General features: G+C 69.6%; 1 protein-coding gene (running past one end of the window). It reads left to right on the plus strand.

Annotation, left to right across the window (positions count from 1 at the left end):
* Positions 1–23,344 carry the 5' portion of a non-ribosomal peptide synthase/polyketide synthase gene (locus tag ACPPVO_RS25905; protein WP_426513739.1) on the plus strand. It continues 17,021 nt past the right edge of the window, so 23,344 of the gene's 40,365 nt are visible here — the first part of the coding sequence; the start codon lies at positions 1–3; the stop codon falls past the right edge of the window.

Here is a 23,344-nt window from a genome sequence, read left to right on the forward strand (position 1 = left end):
ATGACAGCCTCCGCATTCGAACTGCTCAACGAGCTCAGCGGCCGGGGTGTGAGACTGTACCTCGCCGACGGACAGCTCCGCGCGGTCGCCGCCGGGCACGCCATGACCGACGAGGTGCGCCGGCTGGTCCGCGCGCATCGCGACGAGCTCATCGCCGCCCTCCGCGAGCGCGACGCCGGCGCTTCCCGGCCGATCACCGCCGTCGACCGCGATCGGCCGCTGCCGCTCTCCTTCGCTCAACAGCGCCTGTGGTTCCTGGACCGGCTGCAGCCCGGCTCGCTGGAGTACAACGTCCCGATGCGGCTGCCGTTCGGCGGCGACCTGGCCGTGGACACACTGCGACGTGCCCTGGGCGCGCTGGTCGAACGCCACGAGGTGCTGCGCACCCGGCTCGTCACCGCCGACGACGGCACCCCGCACCAGGTCGTCGACCCGCCCGCCCCGTTCGACCTGCCGATCGTCGACCTGTCCGGCGAGCCGGACCCCGCCGCGGCCGCCGAGGCCTGGCTCGCCGCCGACGGCCGCGCCCCCTTCGACCTGGCCACCGGCCCGCTCTTCCGCGCCACCCTCGTGCGCACCGGCCCCGACGAGCAGATCCTGGCGATCGCCAAGCACCACGCGGTAAGCGACGAGTGGTCGGCCGGCATCCTGCGGCGGGAGCTGGCCGCGCTGTACGCCGGCGAGGACCTGCCCCCGCTGCCGATCCAGTACGCCGACTTCGCCGCCTGGCAGCGCACCTGGCTCACGGGCGCGGTGCTGGACTCGCAGCTGGACTACTGGCGGGGCCGGCTGTCGGGCGCGCCTGTGCTGGATTTGCCGACGGACCGCCCGCGCCCGCCGGTGCGCTCCTCCGACGGTGCGCTGATCGAGTTTGCGATCCCGGCGGAGGTGGCCGAGGCGCTGCGCGCACAGTCGCGCGAGTCGGGTGTGTCCATGTTCATGAGCCTGTTCAGTGTGTACGTCACGTTGCTCGCCCGGTACTGCGGCCAGGACGACGTCGTGGTGGGCACGCCGATCGCGAACCGGAACCGGGCCGAGGTCGAGGGCCTGATCGGCTATTTCGTGAACACGCTGGTGTTGCGCACGGATCTGTCCGACGATCCTACGTTCGCGGAGTTGCTGACCCGTGTGCGCAACACGGCGCTGGAGGCGTTCGCGCATCAGGACGTGCCGTTCGAACGGCTGGTGGACGAGCTGGTCACGGACCGGGACCGCTCCCGGACGCCGCTGTTCCAGGTCCTGTTCAACTACTTCACGGGCAAGGACACGGGCGGCGCCGAGCTCACGGACGACATGGCGCCGGAGCAGGCCCTGGCCAAGTTCGACCTGCGGCTGATCATCGCCGAGCGGGGCCAGGGCCTGACCGGTGCCGTGCACTACGCGACCAGACTGTTCGACGAGTCGACGATCCGCCGCCTGATCGGGCACTTCCAGCAGCTCTTGTCGGCGGCCGCCCGGGACGCGGACGTGCGGCTGTCCGAGGTGGACCTGGACACCGCACGGCTTGGAGACTGGAACGACACGGCGGCCGATCTGCCCCCTGTGTCGGGTGTCCACGAGTTGGTCCGGGCGTCGGCTGCGACCGCGGTGGTCTCGGGCGGCGAGTCGCTGTCGTTCGCCGAGGTCGTGAGCCGTGCGAATCGCCTGGCCCATTTGCTGCGTTCGGTGGGTGTGGGCCCGGAGTCGGTGGTCGGTCTGGCCACTGATTCGGGCCCGGACTTTGTCGTCTCGGTCCTGGCCGTGTGGTCGGCCGGCGGTGCGTACGTCACGTTGGACGGTTCCCAGCCAGCACCGCGTTCGGCGTTCATGCTGGCTGAGGCGGGTGTGTCGGTCCTGGTCGGCACGGCGGACGTGCTCGGTGACCTCCCGGTCGGCCGGTTGCGGACCGTGCTGCTGGACGACCCGCTGTTGCAGGCCATGCCCGACACCGTGCTGCGCACAGTCGTGTCACATCTGGACCGGGTCGCGTACGTGATGTTCACCTCCGGCTCCACCGGCCGTCCCAAGGCCGTGCAGGTAACGCACCGCGGCCTGCTCAACTACGTCACCGGTGTGCCGTCGCGGCTGGGCATCGGTGAGCCGGGCCGGTCCTATGCGTTGTTGCAACCGCCGACCACCGACTTCGGGAACACGATGCTGTTCACGGCGCTGACGACGGGTGGGTGTCTGCATTTCGTGGACCCGGCGATCGTCACCGACCCCGACCTGGTCGACGCCTACCTGACCGACCACGCGATCGACTACGTGAAGATCGTCCCGTCGCACCTGACCGGTCTGGGTGTGTCCCGGGTCCGTCCGGTTCGTGCGCTGGTCCTCGGTGGTGAGGCGACGCCGCTTGAGGTGGCTCGTGAGCTGGTGCGCGCCGATTTCGGTGTGGCGAATCATTATGGGCCGACTGAGACGACGGTTGGTGTGGCGACCGTGCGGCTCACGGATGAGGTGTTGCACGGCACGGTCATGCCGATCGGTGCACCCCTGCCGAACACTCATCTGCACGTTTTGGACCGGTCGTTGCGGCCCGTGCCGGTCGGTGTGCGGGGTGAGTTGTATGTGGGTGGTGCGGGCCTGGCCCGCGGGTATCGGGGCCGGCCGGAGCTGACCGCCGAACGGTTCGTGGCCGCACCCGGCGGGTTGCGGCTGTATCGGACCGGGGATGTCGTGGTGCGTCGTCCCGACGGGCTGATTGCGTTCCTTGGCCGTGCGGACGATCAGGTGAAGGTCCGTGGGTATCGGATCGAGCCCGGTGAGGTGCAGGCGGCGCTGCTCATGCATCCGGCTGTGACGGCCGCGGTGGTCGTGGCTGATGAACAGCGGCTGATCGGCTATCTCGTCGCGGACGGTGGGATGCCGTTGGTCGCCGAGCTGCGGGCGTTCCTCGCTGGGCGGTTGCCGGAGCACATGGTGCCGGCCGTGTTCGTCGAACTTACCGCCATCCCGCTCACCGCGAACGGGAAGCTGGACCGGGGCGCCCTGCCTGCGCCGGATCAGAGCCGGCCGGAACTTGAGGGTGCGTTCGTGGCGCCGCGGAGTCCGGCTGAGGAGCTGTTGGCTGGGATTTGGGCGCAGATTCTTGGGGTTGAGCGGGTCGGGGTACACGACAACTTTTTTGAGCTTGGTGGGCACTCGCTGCTCGCGACGCAGGTGGTGTCCCGGGTCCGGGCCGTGTTCGACGTCGAGCTGCCCGTTGCCGCGTTGTTCGACACGCCTACGATCGCCGGGCTGACGCTCGCGGTCGACGCGGCGTCGGCGGGCGGCGTCACGGCCCCGCCGATCGTGCCCGTGGGCCGGGACGAGCCGCTGCCGCTGTCGTTCGCGCAGCAGCGGCTGTGGTTCCTGGCCCAGCTCGATCCGGCCTCGACCGAGTACAACACGCCGATGACCATCCGCCTCGACGGCCCCCAGGACGTCGACGCGCTGCGCGACGCCCTGGGCCGGCTGGTGGCCCGGCACGAAGTACTACGCACACGGCTCGTGGCCGGCCCCGACGGCACACCACAGCAGATGATCGACCCCGCGGCGCCGATCGACCTGCCGATCGTCGACCTGTCCGGCGAGCCGAACCCGGCCGAGTCCGCCCACGAGTGGCTCCAGGCCGACCGGCGCCGGCCGTTCAACCTGTCGACCGGCCCGCTGTTCCGCACGGCCCTGCTGCGCCTCGCCGACGACGACCACATCCTCGCCATCGCCAAGCACCACGTCGTCAGCGACGAATGGTCCGTCACGGTCGTCCGCCGCGAGCTCGAGGCGCTCTACGAGGCCCGCCGCAACGGCGCGGAGCCGGACCTGCCGCCGCTGCCCGTGCAGTACGCGGACTTCGCCGTCTGGCAGCGCAGTTGGCTCGCCGGCGAGGTCCTGGAGTCGCAGCTGGACTTCTGGCGCCACCGCCTCGCCGGTGCCCCGGTCCTGGACCTGCCCACCGACCACCCCCGCCCCCCGGTCCGCACCTCCGACGGCGCCGTGATCGAGTTCGCCGTACCACCCGAAATCACCGACGCCCTGCGCACCGTGTCCCGCGGCGCCGGCGCGTCGATGTTCATGACCTTGTTCAGCGCGTACACCGTGCTCCTGAACCGGTACTGCAACCAGGACGACATCGTCGTCGGCACGCCGATCGCGAACCGGAACCGGGCCGAGATCGAGGGCCTGATCGGCTACTTCGTGAACACCCTGGTCCTCCGCACGGACCTCTCGGGCGACCCGACGTTCACAGAACTACTCGCCCGTGTGCGGCACACGGCGCTGGAAGCGTTCGCCCACCAGGACGTACCCTTCGAACGCCTGGTGGACGAGCTGGTCACGGACCGGGACCGCTCCCGGTCGCCCCTGTTCCAGGTCCTGTTCAACTACTTCACGTCCGGCGACGCCGACACCACCACCACGGACGAGGTACGCGAGGCCCAGGCCAAGTTCGACCTGCGCCTGATCCTGTCCGAGCACGGGTCGGGCCTGACCGGCGCCGTCCAGTACGCGACCAGACTGTTCGACGAGTCGACGATCCGCCGCCTGATCGGCCACTTCCAGCAGCTGCTGGCCACGGTGGCGCGGGCCGCGGACGTCCGGCTGTCCGAGGTGCACCTGGACACGGCCGAGCAGAGCAACTGGAACGACACGGCCGCCGATCTGCCCCCTGTGTCGGGTGTCCACGAGTTGGTCCGGGCGTCGGCTGCGACCGCGGTGGTGTCGGCCGGCGAGTCGCTGTCGTTCGCCGAGGTCGTGAGCCGTGCGAATCGCCTGGCCCATTTGCTGCGTTCGGTGGGTGTGGGCCCGGAGTCGGTGGTCGGTCTGGCCACTGATTCGGGCCCGGACTTTGTCGTCTCGGTCCTGGCCGTGTGGTCGGCCGGCGGTGCGTACGTCACGTTGGACGGTTCCCAGCCAGCACCGCGTTCGGCGTTCATGCTGGCTGAGGCGGGTGTGTCGGTCCTGGTCGGCACGGCGGACGTGCTCGGTGACCTCCCGGTCGGCCGGTTGCGGACCGTGCTGCTGGACGACCCGCTGTTGCAGGCCATGCCCGACACCGTGCTGCGCACAGTCGTGTCACATCTGGACCGGGTCGCGTACGTGATGTTCACCTCCGGCTCCACCGGCCGTCCCAAGGCCGTGCAGGTAACGCACCGCGGCCTGCTCAACTACGTCACCGGTGTGCCGTCGCGGCTGGGCATCGGTGAGCCGGGCCGGTCCTATGCGTTGTTGCAACCGCCGACCACCGACTTCGGGAACACGATGCTGTTCACGGCGCTGACGACCGGTGGATGTCTGCACTTCGTGGACCCGGCCATCGTCACCGACCCGGAGCTGGTCGACGCCTATCTGACGTCGCACGCGATCGACTACGTGAAGATTGTGCCGTCCCACCTGACCGGTCTCGGGGTGTCCAGGGTCCGTCCTGTGCGGGCACTCATCCTCGGTGGTGAGGCGACCCCCCTTGAGGTGGCTCGTGAGCTGGTGCGCGCCGATTTCCGTGTGGCGAATCATTATGGGCCGACTGAGACCACCGTTGGTGTGGCGACCGTGCGGCTCACGGATGACGTGCTGCACGGCACGGTCGTGCCGATCGGTGCACCCCTGCCGAACATCCGCCTGCACGTGCTGGACCGGTCGTTGCGGCCCGTGCCGGTCGGTGTGCGCGGTGAGCTGTACGTGGGTGGTGCGGGGTTGGCCCGTGGGTATCGGGGCCGGCCGGAGCTGACCGCCGAACGGTTCGTGGCCGCACCCGGCGGGTTGCGGCTGTATCGGACTGGCGATGTTGTCGTGCGTCGCACGGACGGGCTGGTTGCGTTCCTTGGCCGTGCCGACGATCAGGTGAAGGTTCGTGGGTATCGGATCGAGCCCGGCGAGGTCCAGACGGCGCTGCTCGCGCATCCCGCTGTGACCGCCGCGGTTGTGGTCGCCGAGGAGCAGCGGCTGGTCGGGTATCTGGTGGCTGACGCGGACGCCGGGATGCCGTCCGTCGCCGAGCTGCGGGCGTTCCTCGCTGGGCGGTTGCCGGAGCACATGGTGCCGGCCGTGTTCGTCGAACTCACCGCCATCCCGTTGACCGCGAACGGGAAGCTGGACCGGGGTGCCCTGCCTGCGCCGGATCAGAGCCGGCCGGAACTTGAGGGTGCGTTCGTGGCGCCGCGGAGTCCGGCTGAGGAGCTGTTGGCTGGGATTTGGGCGCAGATTCTTGGGGTTGAGCGGGTCGGGGTACACGACAACTTTTTTGAGCTTGGTGGGCACTCGCTGCTCGCGACGCAGGTGGTGTCCCGGGTCCGGGCCGTGTTCGACGTCGAGCTGCCCGTTGCCGCGTTGTTCGACACGCCTACGATCGCCGGGCTGACGCTCGCGGTCGAGGCGGCCACGCCGGGTGAGGTTGCGCCGCCGGTGGTGCCGGTTGGGCGGGACCTGCCGTTGCCGTTGTCGTTCGCGCAGCAGCGGCTGTGGTTTCTCGCCCAGATGGAGCCCGAGTCCACCGAGTACCACACGCCGGTCGCCGTGCACCTCACCGGTGCGCAGGACCGTGAGGCGCTGCGTGACGCGCTCGGGCGGCTGGTCGCACGGCACGAGGTGCTGCGCACGCGGCTCGTCGCGGACTCGGACGGGGTGCCGCGCCAGGTGATCGACCCGCCGGCGCCGTTCGACCTGCCGTTCGTGGACCTCTCCGGCGAGCTCGACCCGGTGGCCGCCGCGGACGACTGGCTCGCGGCCGATCGGCGCGTGCGGTTCGACATGGCCACCGGGCCGCTGTTCCGGGCCACGCTGCTGCGGATCTGGCCCGACGAGCACGTGCTCGCGATCGCCAAGCACCATGTCGTGAGCGACGAGTGGTCGACCGGTGTGCTGCACCGCGAGCTGCAGGCGTTGTACGACGCCTGCCGTAACGGTACAGAAGCCGCGCTTTTGCCCTTGCCCGTGCAGTATGCGGACTTCGCCGTGTGGCAGCGTGCGTGGCTCACCGGCGCCGTGCTCGACGCACAGCTGCGCTACTGGCGGGAACGCCTCGCCGGCGCGCCGATGCTGGAGCTCCCGCTCGACCGGCCGCGGCCCGCCCACCGCACCAGCGACGGGGCGGCGCTGAGCTTCATCATCCCGCCCGACGCCGCCGCCGGCCTCCGTGCACTGTCACAGGCGGCCGGCGCGTCGATGTTCATGACGACGCTCGCCGCGTTCGCCGTCATCCTCGGGCGGTACTCAGGCCAGGATGACGTCGTGCTCGGCACACCGATCGCGAACCGCAACCGGGCCGAGGTCGAGGGCCTCATCGGCTACTTCGTCAACACCCTGGTCCTCCGGACCGATCTCGCCGGCGACCCCACCTTCGGCGACCTGCTGGCCCGGGTGCGGGCCGAGACCCTGGCCGCGTACGCGCACCAGGACGTGCCGTTCGAGCAGCTCGTCGACGAGCTCGGCGTCGAGCGTGACCGTTCGCGCACACCGTTGTTCCAGGTGCTGTTCAACTACTTCGCCGCCGACGGCAGCCGCGACCCGGGCGACACGCCCGACCTCGCCGGTCACGAGTACCGCTCGGCCCAGGTCAAGTTCGACCTCTCGTTCTCACTCCGTGACACCGGCACGGTCCTGGTTGGCTCGATCGAGTACAGCACGGCCGTTTTCGACCGTGAGCGGATGCAGCGTCTCGCCGGTCACTTCGCCGAGCTGGCGTCGGCGGTCGTGCAGGACTCGGACATTCGGTTGTCGACTGTTGGGCTCCTGACGGGTGCGGAGCGGTTGGCGGTGGCGCAGTGGGCGGAGAGTTCGGCGGATCTTGCGCGGGTGGAGTTGTTGCCGGATCTGGTGGCGGGCTGGGTGGTGCGGACGCCGGATGCGGAGGCGGTCCGGTTCGGTGATGAGGTTGTGACGTATGCGGTGTTGTGGGAGCGGGTGAACCGGCTGGCGCATTTCCTGCGGGCGTTGGGTGTCGGGACCGAGGTTGTGGTGGGGGTGTGTTTGCCGCGCGGGGTGGAGTTTGTGGTGGCGGTGCTGGCGGTGTGGCAGGCGGGTGGGGCGTATGTGCCGTTGGATCCGGAGCATCCGGTGGAGCGGCTGGCGGTGATGCTGGCCGATGGTGGTGTGCAGGTGTTGGTCGGTTCCGATGACACGGTGGGGGATTTGCCGGTCGGGCAGGTCCGCACGGTGGTGCTGGATGACGCGGTGACGCAGGTGTTGCTGTCGGGGCAGCCTGTGACGCCGCCGGCGGTGGGCCGGGTCCCGGATCAGGTGGCGTATGTGTTGTTCACGTCGGGGTCGACGGGTCGGCCGAAGGGTGTGCAGATTACGCATCGCGGGTTGGTGTGTCTGTTGGCGGGGCAGCGGGCGGTGTTCGGTGGGGCGGTACCGCCGCTGGCTGTGTTGTTGTTTGCGTCGTTCGGGTTTGACGCTTCGGTGTGGGATGTGTGTCTCGCGCTCGGGTTTGGTGGGCGTTTGGTGATCGCGGCCGAGGCGGACCGTGCGGATCCGGGGCGGTTGGCGGGGTTGGTTGACGGGGCTGGGGTGGAGGTGGCGTTGTTGCCGCCGTCGTTGCTGGCGTTGCTGGATCCGGCTGGGATGCCGGGGTTGGGGGTGTTGATTAGTGGTGGTGAGCGTCTGGATGGGCAGTTGGCGGGGTTGTGGTCGTCGAGTCGGCGGTTGTTGAATGCGTATGGGCCGACTGAGGTGACGGTGGTGGCGTCGGTCGATGTTGATGGTGGGCCGTCGATTGGTGTGCCGTTCGGCGGGTCGCGGCTCCTGGTGGTGGATCGGTTCCTGAACCGGGTGCCGGTCGGGGTGGCCGGTGAGCTGCTTGTCGGTGGTCCCGGTCTTGCCCGGGGGTATCGGGGGCGGCCGGAGTTGACGGCGGAGCGGTTTGTGGCCGGGCCGGACGGTGAGCGGTGGTATCGGACCGGTGATGTGGTGCGGTGGCAGGCGGATGGGCGTCTGGAGTTTGTGGGCCGTGCTGATGCACAGGTGAAGGTGCGTGGGTTCCGGATTGAACCGGGTGAGGTTGAGGCCGCGATCCGGTCGCATCCCAGCGTCGGTGATGTGGTGGTGGTTGCGGATGAGCAGCGGCTGGTGGCGTACGTCGTCCCGGCCGATGTTGCGGTGGGTGTGCCGGCGGTTGAGGTGTTGCGGGCGTGGGCCGGGCAGCGGCTGCCGGAGTACATGGTGCCCGGGGTGTTTGTTGAGCTGCTCGAGCTGCCCGTGACTCGGAACGGGAAGGTGGACCGGGCGGCGTTGCCTGCGGTGGACGGGGCCGCGGCCGCCGCTGCGTCCGGGGTGGAGTTCGTGGCGCCGGCGGGTGCCGTGCAGCACGGTGTGGCCCAGGTTTGGGTTGACGTGCTGGGGGTGGACCGGGTCGGCGTGTTCGACTCGTTCTTCACGTTGGGTGGGCATTCGCTGCTGGCGACGCAGGTGTTGTCGCGGGTGCGCGGTCTGTTCGGGGTTGAGGTGCCGGTGGCGGTGCTGTTCGACAATCCGACGGTGGCGGGGTTGTCGGCGTTCATCGAGGCGGCCCAGCCCGCAGTCGCGAACGCGATCGGGGTGGCCGATCGGGGGCAGCCGTTGCCGTTGTCGTTCGCCCAGCAGCGGTTGTGGTTCCTCGCGCAGCTCGAACCCGACTCCGTCGAGTACAACATCGCCGCCCGGATGCGGCTCGGCGGCGTCGACATCGCCGCCCTGGCCGCGGCGCTCGATGCGCTCCGGGCACGGCACGAGGTACTGCGGACCCGGCTCGTGGCCGACGCCGACGGGGTACCGCGGCAGGTCATCGACCCGCCGCTCCCGACCGAACTGCCGCTCGTCGACCTGTCCGGCGAGCCCGACCCGGCCGCCGCGGCCGGCGAGTGGATGGCACAGTACGCGGCCGTGCCGTTCGACCTCGCGACCGGTCCGCTCCTGCGGGGCGCCCTCGTGCGGCTCGGGCCCGCCGAGCACACGCTGATGCTCGCCATGCACCACGCCGTCAGCGACGACTGGTCCGCCGGGATCCTGCGCCGGGAGCTCGAGGCGCTCTACGCCGGCGCCGAGCTGGCCCCGCTGCCCGTGCAGTACGCGGACTTCGCCGCCTGGCAGCGGGCCTGGCTCACCGGCGACGTCCTCGACGAGCAACTGACGTACTGGCGCCGCCGCCTCGACGGCGCGCCCACCCTCGAGCTGCCGACCGACCACCCCCGCCCGGCCCACCGTTCCAGCGCCGGCGCCATCATGCGGTTCGCGATCCCGGACGACACGTTCGCCGGCCTCCGTGCGCTGACCCGCGGCGGCGACGCATCCATGTTCATGACCACCCTGGCCGCGTTCGCCCTCCTCCTGGGGAGGTACACCGGCCAGGAGGACATCGTCGTCGGCACACCGGTCGCCAACCGGAACCGCTCCGAAATCGAAGGCCTCATCGGGTACTTCCTCAACACGCTCGTCCTGCGAACCGACCTCTCCGGCGACCCCACCTTCGCCGAGCTGCTCGAACGCGCCCGCGCCGAGGCCCTCGCCGCGTACGCGCACCAGGACGTGCCGTTCGAGCGGCTGGTCGACGAGCTCGGCGTCGACCGGGACCGCTCCCGGACGCCGCTGTTCCAGGTGCTGTTCAACTACGCCACGGTCGACGGCGACGAGCGGTCCATGGCCGACACGGGATCGCGCGTACTCCCCGTGAAGTACGACCTGTCCCTCGTGCTGCGCGAGACGGCGTCCGGGCTGGTGGGCGCCGTGCAGTACAGCACCGTGCTCTTCGACGAGGCCCGGATCGTCCGGCTCATCGACCATCTCCGGCAGGTGCTTGCGGCGGTGGCCGCGGATGCGGGCGTTCGCCTGTCGCAGGTGCCGCTGCTGACGCCGGCCGAGTCCGAGACGCTGGCGACCTGGTCTTCTGGTGGCCCGGTTGTGCCCTGGTCCGGTGCCGTGCACGAACTGGTCGCGGCCCGTGCGGCGGTCACACCGGATGCGGTGGCCGTGCAGTCGCTGAGCTACCGGGAATTGTGGCGCCGTGCGGCTGGTCTGGCCGCACGGCTGGCGGCCCAGGGTGTGGGTCCTGAGTCGATTGTCGGTCTGCGGTTGGACCGCGGCTCCGACTTTGCGGTGGCCGCGCTCGCGGTGTGGCAAGCCGGTGGCACATATTTGCCGCTGGATCCGGAGCTGCCGGCGGAACGCCTGTCGTACATCCTCGCCGACAGCGGGGCCGAGGTCGTGCTGGATAGTCCGCTCGGCGATGTCGAGCTGGTAGATGCCGTTCCGCGTCCGGTTGTTCCGTCGCAGGCCGCTTACGTGATCTATACCTCGGGGTCGACGGGTCGGCCGAAGGGTGTCACGGTTTCGCACGGCAACCTGGCGTCATTCCTGGATGCGATGGCCGTGCGTCCCGGCCTCTCTGTGGATGACGTATTGCTGGCGGTGACGACGTTCGGGTTCGACATCGCGGGTTTGGAGCTGTGGCTGCCCCTGATCCGGGGTGCACGGGTGGTAGTGGCGGACCGGGACGAGGTCCGTGCACCGCACAGGCTGGCTGAGCTGATCGGCGAGCATGGTGTGTCGGTGATGCAGGCGACCCCGGCCACCTGGCAGATGCTGGTCGAGGACGGCTGGGCGGGTTCGCCGGGGTTGCGGGTGTTGTGTGGTGGTGAGGCGCTGCCTTTGGGTTTGGCGGCTGCGTTGGTGCAGCGGGCTGGGACGGTGTGGAACATGTACGGCCCGACGGAGACGACTGTGTGGTCCGCGGTCGACGAGGTCACCGCGGGTGCGCCGGTCACGTTGGGTTCGCCGATCGCGGGGACGCGTTGGTATGTGTTGGACGCGTCGTTGCGTGAAGTTCCGGCTGGTGTGGTCGGTGAGTTGTACATCGGCGGTGCTGGTGTGGCCCGTGGCTATCTGGGTCGTCCGGAGCTGACGGCTGAGCGGTTTGTCGCGGACCGGGACGGTACACGGTTGTATCGGACCGGCGACCTGGCGCGGTGGCGGTCTGATGGTCGGCCGGAGTTCCTGGGCCGTGCGGATTTCCAGGTGAAGGTGCGCGGGTTCCGGATCGAGCTCGGCGAGGTCGAGGCCGCGATCCGTGATCAGGCCGGTGTGTCGGCGGCCGTGGTGGTGGCCGATGGGGCGCGGCTGGTTGCCTACGTGGTGGGCGAGTGCTCGGTTGATGGGTTGCGGGAGCGGCTGCCGGACTACATGGTGCCGGCCGTCTTTGTGGAGATGACCTCGCTGCCGTTGAACGCGAACGGGAAGGTCGACCGGAAAGCTCTGCCGGCGCCGGAAGCGCCGGCGATGACCGGGGACTATGTCGTGCCTCGCACGCCCGCGGAAGAGGTTCTCGCCGGTGTCTGGGGCGAGTTGTTGGATGCGCCGCGCGTGGGATTGTTCGACGACTTCTTCGCGCTCGGTGGGCACTCGCTGCTCGCCACCCGGGTGGTGTCACGCATTCGGGGCCTGTTCGGCGTCGAAGTGCCGGTCGCGGCGTTGTTCGATGCGCCGACGGTGGCCGGGCTGGCCGCGGCGATCGAGGCCGCCGCGCCGGGTTCGTCGGCGCCGGCGATCGTGCCGGTCGGACGGGACCGTGCGTTGCCGCTGTCGTTCGCACAGCAGCGGCTCTGGTTCCTCGCACAGTTCGACCCGGACTCGGTGGAGTACAACACGCCGGCGCGTATCCGGCTCGCCGGGGACGTGTCGGCGGACGCGGTGGCTGCAGCACTCACGGCCCTGGTTGCACGGCATGAGGTACTGCGGACACGGCTCGTCGCCGACGCGGACGGGGTGCCGTACCAGGTGATCGACCCGCCCGTGCCGTTCGACGTGCGGGTCGTGGACCTTTCGGATGCGGACCATCCGCACAGCGCCGCACGGACGTGGATCGATGCCCAGGCGGCGGTGCCGTTCGACCTGGCCACCGGGCCGCTGCTGAGGGCGGCGCTGCTGCGGCTCGCGGCGGACGAGCACGTCCTGGCGCTGACCATGCACCACGTCGTGGGGGACGAGTGGTCTGAGGGCGTACTGCGGCGGGAGCTCGAGGCGTTGTACGCCGGGAATGAGCTGGCGCCGCTGCCGGTGCAGTACGCGGACTTCGCCGTCTGGCAGCGCGCCTGGCTCACCGGCACGGTCCTCGACCAGCAGCTCGGCTACTGGCGCGAGCGGCTGGCCGGCGCCCCCGTGCTCGAACTCCCCGCCGACCGCCCGCGGCCGGCCCAGCGCTCCAGCGCGGGCGCGGTCGTGCGGTTCGCCGTGCCCGACGAGGTCGTCGCGGGCCTGCGAGCAGCCTCGCGTACCGCCGCCGCCTCAATGTTCATGACGGTTTTCGGCGCCTTCTCCCTGCTCCTAGGGCGGTACACCGGCCAGGATGACATCGTCGTCGGCACACCGATCGCGAACCGGAACCGGGCCGAGATCGAGGGCCTGATCGGCTTCTTCGTCAACACGCTGGTACTCCGTACGGACCTGTCCGGTGACCCGACGTTCGCCGAGCTGCTGGGCCGGGTGCGGAACGAGACTCTCGCCGCGTACGCGAACCAGGACGTGCCGTTCGAGCAGCTCGTCGACGAGCTCGAGGTCGACCGGGACCGCTCCCGGACGCCGCTGTTCCAGGTGCTGTTCAACTACGTCGCCGGGGATGGCGAGCGAGCCGCAATCGAGGGCGTGACCGAGCCTGCGCCGATGGCGGTGCGGTTCGACCTTTCGCTTGTTCTGCGCGAGTCCGGGTCTGGGCTGGTTGGTGCGGTGCAGTACAGCACGGCGTTGTTCGACGATGCGCGGGTTGTGCGGTTGATCGGCCACTTCCAGCAGGTGCTGGCCGCGGTGGCGGACGACGCTGGTCGTCGTCTGTCGCAGGTGCCGCTCTTGACGCCGGCCGAGTCCGAGACGCTGGCGACCTGGTCTTCTGGTGGCCTGGTTGTGCCCTGGTCCGGTGCGGTGCATGAGCTTGTCGCGGCCCGTGCGGCGGCGACACCGGATGCGGTGGCCGTGCAGTCGCTGAGCTACCGGGAGTTGTGGCGCCGTGCGGCTGGTCTGGCCGCACGGTTGACGGCCCAGGGCGTGGGTACCGAGTCGATTGTCGGTCTGCGGTTGGACCGCGGCCCGGACTTTGCGGTGGCGGCGTTGGCGGTGTGGCAAGCCGGTGGTACGTATCTGCCGCTGGATCCGGACCTGCCGGCTGAGCGCTTGTCCTACATCTTGGCTGATAGCGGTGCCCAGGTCGTGTTGGACAGTCCGCTGGGTGAGGTCGAACTGCTGGATGCTGCTCCGTGTCCGGTGTCGCCGGCGCAGGCCGCGTACGTGATCTACACCTCGGGGTCGACGGGCCGGCCGAAGGGTGTCACGGTTTCGCACGGGAACCTTGCGTCGTTCCTGGATGCGATGGCCGACCGTCCCGGCCTCTCTGCGGATGACGTGCTGCTGGCCGTGACGACGTTCGGGTTCGACATCGCTGGCTTGGAGATCTGGCTGCCCCTGACCCGCGGTGCACGGGTGGTAGTCGCGGACCGGGACGAGGTCCGTGCACCGCATGCTTTGGCCGAGCTGATAGATCGGCATGGTGTGTCGGTGATGCAGGCGACGCCAGCGACGTGGCAGATGCTGGTCGAGGACGGCTGGGCGGGTTCGCCGCGGTTGCGGGTGTTGTGTGGTGGTGAGGCGCTGCCCTTGGGTTTGGCGGCTGCGTTGGTGCAGCGGGCCGGGACGGTGTGGAACATGTACGGCCCGACCGAGACCACCGTGTGGTCCGCGGTCGACGAGGTCACGGCCGGCGCCCCGGTCACGCTGGGTTCGCCGATCGCGGGGACGCGTTGGTATGTGTTGGACGCCTCACTGCGTGAAGTTCCGGCCGGTGTGGTTGGTGAGTTGTACATCGGCGGTGCTGGTGTGGCCCGTGGCTATCTGGGTCGTCCGGAGCTGACGGCTGAGCGGTTTGTCGCGGACCGGGACGGTGCACGGCTCTATCGGACCGGGGATCTGGCGCGGTGGCGCTCCGATGGTCGGCCGGAGTTCCTGGGCCGTGCGGATTTCCAGGTGAAGGTGCGCGGGTTCCGGATCGAGCTCGGCGAGGTTGAAGCTGCGATGCGTGACCAGGCGGGTGTGTCAGCGGCGGTCGTGGTGGCCGACGGCTCGCGGCTGGTCGCGTATGTGGTGGGTCAGTGCTCGGTTGATGGGTTGCGGGAGCGGCTGCCGGACTACATGGTGCCCTCCGTCTTTGTGGAGATGACTTCGCTGCCGCTGAACGCGAACGGGAAGGTCGACCGCAGGGCGTTGCCGGCGCCGGACGCGCCCGCGGTTACCGGGGACTATGTCGCGCCTCGCACTCCCGTGGAGGAGGCGGTTGCCGAGGTCTGGGGTGCGGTGCTCGGGGTTGAGCGCGTGGGGGCGTACGACGACTTCTTCGCGCTCGGTGGGCACTCGCTTCTGGCGACCCGTGTCGTGTCACGGATTCGGAGCGTGTTCGGCGTCGAGGTACCTGTTGCCGCGCTGTTCGATGCGCCGACCGTTGCCGGGCTGGCGGTTGCCATCGACGCAGCCGGGCCGGGCATCGCCGCGGCGGCGATGGTTCCCGTGCGCCGGGACGAACCCTTGCCACTTTCGTTCGCGCAGCAGCGGCTGTGGTTCCTGGCACAGTTGGATCCCGGGTCGGTGGAGTACAACCTCCCGTCCCGGATTCGGCTCGGGGGAGAAGTCTCCGTCGAGGCTCTGGAGGCGGCGCTTACCACGCTTGTCGCACGGCATGAGGTACTGCGGACCCGGCTGGTCGCCGATGCCGATGGGGTACCGCACCAGGTGATCGAGCCGGCGGCGCCGTTCGTGCTGCCGGTCGTGGACCTGTCGGACACGGACGATCCGGAGGGCGCGGCGCGGGCCTGGCTGGCCGCCGACGGTGCGGCGCCGTTCGATCTGAGCGCTGGGCCGCTGTTCCGGGCGACGCTCGTGCGGGTCGGCGGGGACGAGCACGTGCTGGCGCTGGCCATGCACCACGTCGTCGGAGATGCCTGGTCGGCGGGCATCCTGCGGCGGGAGCTCGATGCGCTGTATTCGGGTGTTGAGTTGGCGCCGTTGCCGGTGCAGTATGCGGACTTTGCGGTGTGGCAGCGGCGTTGGTTGACGGGCGAGGTGCTGGACCGGCAGGTGGGGTACTGGCGGGATCGGCTGGATGGTGTGCCGGTGCTGGAGTTGCCGGCGGATCGGCCGCGGCCTCCGCAGCGGTCCAGTGCTGGTGCGGCGCTTCGGTTTGTGATCCCGGCTCAGGTGGCGTCGGGTCTGCGTGCGGTAGCGCGTGACGCTGGGGCGTCGATGTTCATGACGGTGTTCGCGGCGTTCAATGTGCTGCTGTCGCGGTACGCCGGTCAGGATGACGTCGTGGTCGGCACGCCGATCGCGAACCGGAACCGTGCGGAGATCGAGGGGCTGATCGGGTTCTTCGTGAACACGTTGGTGTTGCGCACGGACTTGTCCGGTGACCCGACGTTCGCGGAGCTGGTGGGCCGGGTGCGGGCTGGGACGTTGGACGCGTATGCGCATCAGGATGTGCCGTTCGAGCACCTGGTGGATGCGCTCGGCGTCGACCGGGATCGCTCCCGGACGCCGTTGTTCCAGGTGTTGTTCAACTACGCCGCCGCTGGTGAGGGTGGCGAGCCGGGGTTGCGCACGGGGTCCGTGCCGATGCCGGTGAAGTTCGACCTGTCTGTTGCGGTGGTTGAGGCAGGTGCTGGGCTGGTCGGTGAGGTGCAGTACAGCACCGTGCTGTTCGACGAGGCCCGGATGGTTCGGCTGATCGGGCACTTCCAGCAGCTCCTGGCCTCCGTGTCGGCCGATACTGGCCGGCGCGTTTCGGATCTGCCGATGTTGACCGCCCCGGAGGTGGCGGACTTGGCACGGTGGAATGACACGGCGACCGTGCTGCCCCGTGCCGAGACTGTGCTGGATCTGATCGCGTCCCAGGATCCGGGGGCGGTGGCGGTCCGTGCCGGTGACACCGAGCTGACCTATGGCGAGTTGTGGCAGCGTTCCGCTGATGTGGCCGGGTATCTCCTGGCCTCGGGTGTGGGCCCGGATTCGGTGGTTGGTCTACGTCTGGACCGTACCGCCGACTTTGTGGCGGCCGTGCTGGGTGTGTGGCGGGCGGGTGCGGCGTATCTGCCCCTGGATCCGGAGTTCCCGGCGGACCGGCTGTCGTTCATGGTGGCGGATGCGGGTGCGGCGGTGGTGCTGGAACCTGGGGTGGTCGTGCCCAGGTATGACGCCGTGCTCCCGGCTGTGCGGGGTGGGCAGGCGGCGTATGTCATTTACACGTCTGGGTCGACGGGTGTGCCGAAGGGCGTCGTTGTGCCGCACACCGGTGTGTTGAACCTGGCCGTGCAGATCGCACCGAAGCTGGGCCGTGTGGCGTTGCAGTTTGCGTCGTTCTCGTTCGACGCCGCGGTCATTGATCTGGCTGGTGTGCTGACCGTGGGTGGGACGTTGGTGATGGCGTCTGCGGCCGAGCGTGCGGAGCCGCGGGCGTTGGCGGCGTTGATCCGGGCCGAGGGTGTTACGGCGGCGAGTGTGGTGCCGTCGTTGTTGTCCCAGCTCGACCCGGCGGAGGTGCCGGGTGTTGGGTCGTGGATTGTCGGGTCGGAGCGGGTGAGTGGTGAGTTGGCGCGGTTGTGGTCGGTGGGGGCGCGGGTGTTCAACGCGTACGGGCCGACTGAGGTGTCTGTGCTGGCGACCACGATGGATTGTGCCGGGGATGCGGTGGGGGATCCGCCGATTGGTGGGCCGTTGGGCAATGTGCAGGTGCACGTGTTGGACAACAGTCTCCGTGCTGTCCCAGTTGGTGTGCCGGGGGAGATTTTCATCGGTGGTGTGGGTCTGGCGCGGGGGTATGTGGGTCGTCCGGAGTTGACGGCGGAGCGGTTTGTCGCCGGGCCGGGCGGTTCGCGGTTGTACCGGTCCGGTGATGTTGCACGGTGGCGTGCCGACGGTGTGCTGGAGTTCGTCGGTCGTGCCGATGATCAGGTGAAGGTCCGCGGGTTCCGGGTCGAGCCGGGCGAGGTGGAGGCCACGCTCCGGGCTTCGTCGAGTGTCGCGGACGCCGTAGTGGTGGCCGACGACGGGCGCCTGATCGCCTACGTTGTGCCGGCCGGCGACGCGGTGCTGGTGGTAGAAGAGCTGCGGGTGTGGGTGGGGGCTCGGCTGCCGGAGTACATGGTGCCGGGAGTATTCGTCGAACTGGCGGCCCTGCCGCGCAACCGGAACGGGAAGGTGGACCGCGGCGCACTCGACGGGGTGCAGTTGCCGGTCGGGGTTGCGTACGTTGCGCCGTCCGGGCCCGTCCAGGAGGTGCTCGCCGGGATTTGGGCGGCCTTGCTCGGGGTCGAGCGGGTGGGCGCGTACGACAACTTCTTTGCGCTTGGCGGGCACTCCTTGCTCGCGACCCGGGTGGTTTCGCGGATCCGGGCGGTGTTCGACGTTGAGGTACCCGTTGCCGCGTTGTTCGACGCACCCACGGTTGCGGGGCTGGCTGATGTCGTCGGGGCCGCGACGCCCGGTGCCTCGGCGCCGCCGATGGTGCCGGCCGATCGGAGCCGGGCGCTGCCGTTGTCGTTCGCGCAGCAGCGGCTGTGGTTCCTGGCGCAGCTCGACCCGGGCTCGATCGAGTACAACACGCCGATCCGCATCCGGCTGGAGGGCGCGGTTTCGGCCGACGACCTGGCCGCGGCCCTCGGGCGGCTCGTGGCGCGGCACGAGGTACTGCGCACGCGGCTGGTCGCCGGCGCGGACGGTGTGCCGGTTCAAGTGATCGACCCGCCGGCCCCGTTCGAGCTGCCGCTGGTCGACGTGGCCGGCGAGGCCGATCCGGCGGTCGCGGCCCGCGCGTGGCTCGCCGCCGACGCCGCGGTGCCCTTCGACCTCGCGACGGGTCCGCTGCTGCGGGCGACGCTGCTGCGGGTCGGAACCGACGAGCATGTGCTGGCGCTCGCGATGCATCACGTCGTGGGGGATGAGTGGTCTGAGCGCGTGCTGCGCCGGGAGCTCCAGGCGTTGTACGCCGGTGAAGAGCTGGCGCCGCTGCCGATCCAGTACGCCGACTTCGCCGCCTGGCAGCGCACCTGGCTCACGGGCGCGGTGCTGGACTCGCAGCTGGACTACTGGCGGTCCCGGCTGTCGGGCGCGCCGGTCCTGGATTTGCCGACGGACCGCCCGCGCCCGCCGGTGCGCACGTCGGACGGCGCCTTGATCGAGTTTGCGATTCCCGACGACGTCACCGAGGCGCTGCGCGCACAGTCGCGTGAGTCGGGTGTGTCCATGTTCATGAGCCTGTTCAGTGTGTACGTCACGTTGCTCGCCCGGTACTGCGGCCAGGACGACGTCGTGGTGGGCACGCCGATCGCGAACCGGAACCGGGCCGAGGTCGAGGGCCTGATCGGCTATTTCGTGAACACGCTGGTGCTGCGCACGGATCTGTCCGACGATCCTACGTTCGCGGAGTTGCTGACCCGTGTGCGCAACACGGCGCTGGAGGCGTTCGCGCATCAGGACGTGCCGTTCGAACGGCTGGTGGACGAGCTGGTCACGGACCGGGACCGCTCCAGGTCCCCGCTCGTCCAGGTGCTGTTCAACTACTTCAACGATGGTGACGGCGACGGCACGGTCAGCGGCCGCCAACGCGAGATGACGGCCAAGTTCGACCTGCGTCTGATCGTGTCCGAGCGCGGCGACGGTCTGGTCGGTGCGTTCCATTACGCGACCAGGTTGTTCGACGAGTCGACGATCAGAAGGATGATCGACCACCTTCAGCAGCTCCTGTCGGCCGTGATACGGGACGTGGATGTCCGGCTGTCCGAGGTGGATCTGGGGACGGCGGAGCGCCGTGACTGGAACGACACGGCGGTTGATCTACCACCTGTGTCGGGCATCCATGAGCTGGTCCGGCCGTCGGATGCGACGGCGGTGGTGGCTGGTGGCGAGTCGTGGACGTTCGCGGAGATCGTGAGCCGGGCGAATCGTCTCGGCCATCTGTTGCGGTCGGTGGGTGTGGGTCCGGAGTCGGTGGTGGGTCTGGCGACTGATTCGGGTGCCGACTTCGTGGTGTCGGTCCTGGCGGTGTGGGCGGCGGGCGGTGCCTATGTGACTCTGGATGGTTCTCAGCCGGCGCAGCGTTCGGCGTTCATGTTGGCTGAGGCGGGTGTGTCGGTGCTGGTGGGTTCGGCGGATGCGATCGGTGATCTGCCGGTGGGCCGGTTGCGGACCGTGCTGTTGGATGATCCGCTGTTGCAGACCGTGCCGGATACCGTGCTGGGCACGGTGGTGTCGCATCTGGACCGTGTCGCGTACGTGATGTTCACATCCGGTTCGACGGGCCGGCCGAAGGCTGTGCAGGTGACGCACCGGGGATTGTTGAACTATGTGACGGGTGTGCCGTCCCGGTTGGGGATCGGTGAGCCGGGCCGGTCGTATGCGTTGTTGCAGCCGCCGACGACGGACTTCGGTAACACGATGCTGTTCACGGCGTTGACGACGGGTGGGTGTCTGCATTTCGTGGACCCGGCGATCGTCACCGATCCGGATCTGGTCGATGCCTATCTGACTGAGCATGCGATCGATTACGTGAAGATTGTGCCGTCGCATCTGCTGGGTCTGGGTGTGTCGCGGGTCCGGCCGGCTCGGGCGTTGATCCTGGGCGGTGAGGCCACGCCGGTTGAGGTGGCTCGGGAGCTGGCCGGTCGTGCGGCGAACCACTACGGGCCGACCGAGACGACGGTTGGTGTGGCGACCGTGCGGCTCACGGATGATGTGCTGCACGGCACGGTCGTGCCGATCGGTGCGCCACTGCCGAACATCCGCCTGCACGTGTTGGACCGGTCATTGCGGCCGGTGCCGGTTGGTGTGCGGGGTGAGTTGTATGTGGGTGGTGCAGGGTTGGCCCGGGGATATCGGGGCCGGCCGGAACTGACCGCGGAACGGTTCGTGGCCGCATCCGGCGGGTTGCGGCTGTATCGGACCGGGGACGTGGTGGTGCGTCGTCCGGACGGGTTGATTGCGTTCCTGGGCCGTGCGGATGATCAGGTGAAGGTTCGTGGGTATCGGATCGAACCGGGCGAGGTCCAGGCGGCGCTCCTCGCGCATCCGGCTGTCACGGCCGCGGTTGTGGTTGCTGATGGGCAGCGGCTGGTCGGGTATCTGGTGCCCTCTGATGAGATGCCGTCGGTTGGTTCTCTGCGGGCATTCCTGGCCGGCCGGCTGCCGGAGCACATGATTCCGGCCGTGTTCGTCGAGCTCACCGCCATCCCGCTCACCGCGAACGGGAAGCTCGACCGGGCGGCGCTCCCCGCGCCGGATCAGAGTCGGCCCGAGCTCGGCGGTGGGTTTGTGGCACCGCGTACGCCCGTTGAGGAACAGCTCGCGGCGATCTGGGGCGAGGTGCTCGGGGTCGACCGCGTCGGGGTGCACGACAACTTCTTCGAGCTCGGCGGGCACTCGCTGCTCGCGACCCAGGTGGTGTCGCGGATCAGGGCGGTGTTCGACGCGGAGCTGCCCGTTGCCGCATTGTTCGACGAACCGACGATCGCCGGGCTGGCGATCGCGGTTGAGGGGGCTTCGCCCAGTGTCGGTGCGGCGCCCATTGTGCCTGTCGGCCGGGACAAGCCGTTGCCGTTGTCGTTTGCGCAGCAGCGGCTGTGGTTCCTGGCGCAGCTCGAGCCGGACTCGATTGAGTACAACACTCCGATCGCCATCCACCTCGGTGGCGCGCTCGACGTCGAGGCGTTGACGGGCGCGCTGGGGCGGCTTGTGGGGCGGCACGAGGTGTTGCGCACCCGGCTTGTCGCCGGTACCGACGAAACGCCACACCAGGTGATCGACCCGGCGGGGCCGTTCGCGCTGCCGGTGGTGGATCTTTCGGGTGCGGACGATCCGGCCGGCGCCGCCCGGGCGTGGCTCGCCGACGACCGGCGGGCGCCGTTCGACCTCGCGGCTGGGCCGTTGTTCCGGGCGACGCTCCTGCGGCTCAGCGACGACAGGCACATCCTGGCGATCGCCAAGCACCACGTGGTCAGCGACGAGTGGTCGGCTGACATCCTGCGGCGGGAGCTCGATGCGCTGTATGCGGGTGTTGAGTTGGCGCCGTTGCCGGTGCAGTACGCGGACTTTGCGGTGTGGCAGCGGCGTTGGTTGACGGGCGAGGTGCTGGACCGGCAGGTGGGGTACTGGCGGGATCGGCTGGATGGTGTGCCGGTGCTGGAGTTGCCGGCGGACCGGCCGCGGCCGGCGCGGCGTTCTAGTGCGGGTGCTGTACTGCGGTTCGCCGTGCCCGCCGCAGTCGCCGATGGTCTGCGCACGGTGGCCCGTGACGCCGGGGCGTCCATGTTCATGACCGTGTTTGCGGCGTTCAATGTGCTGCTGTCGCGGTACGCCGGTCAGGATGACGTCGTCGTCGGCACGCCGATCGCGAACCGGAACCGTGCCGAGATCGAGGGGCTGATCGGGTTCTTCGTGAACACGCTGGTGTTGCGCACGGACCTGTCCGGGGACCCGACGTTCGCCGAGTTGGTAGGCCGGGTCCGGGCTGGGACGCTAGACGCGTACGCGCACCAGGATGTGCCGTTCGAGCACCTGGTGGATGCGCTCGGCGTCGACCGGGACCGCTCCCGGACGCCGTTGTTCCAGGTGTTGTTCAACTACGCCGCCGGCGGTGACAGTGCCGACCCCGTGCTGCGCACGGGGTCCGTGCCGATGCCCGTGAAGTTCGACCTGTCCGTTGCGGTGGTTGAGGCAGGTGCCGGGCTGGTCGGCGAGGTGCAGTACAGCACCGTGCTGTTCGACGAGGCCCGGATGGTTCGGCTGATCGGGCACTTCCAGCAGCTCCTGGCCTCCGTGTCGGCGGATGCGGGGCGGCGGCTCTCGGACGTACCGGTGCTGACCGAGCTGGAACGGCAGGAGCTGGCAGGGTGGAGCGAGACCGCGGCCGACCTGCCCGCGGTGGAGACCGTCGCCGAGCTCATCGCGGCGCGTGTGCAGGCCGATCCGGGCGCGGTGGCGGTCCGTTCCGGCGACGACGTCCTCACGTACGGGGAGCTGTGGCAACGGTCGGCGGACCTGGCCGGCTACCTGCTCGGCGCCGGCGTGGGCGCGGAATCGGTGGTCGGGCTGTGCCTCGACCGCGGCGCCGACTTCGTTGTCGCGGTGCTCGGCGTGTGGCGTGCGGGCGCGGCGTACCTCCCGCTCGACCCGGCGTACCCGGCCGACCGGCTCGCGTTCATGGCCGCCGACGGCGGGGTGTCGATGGTGCTCGGGCAGCACGCGGTCGCCGCCGACGTCGGCATGGCCGTGACCTGGCTCGAAGGCCTCGACCTGCCACGCTACGACGGCGAGCTGCCGGCCGTGCGGGGACGCCAGGCGGCGTACGTCATCTACACCTCCGGGTCGACGGGCGTGCCGAAGGGCGTGGTGGTCG

It is taken from the genome of Dactylosporangium sp. McL0621 (genome assembly GCF_049995355.1).
GTDB lineage: Bacteria > Actinomycetota > Actinomycetes > Mycobacteriales > Micromonosporaceae > Dactylosporangium.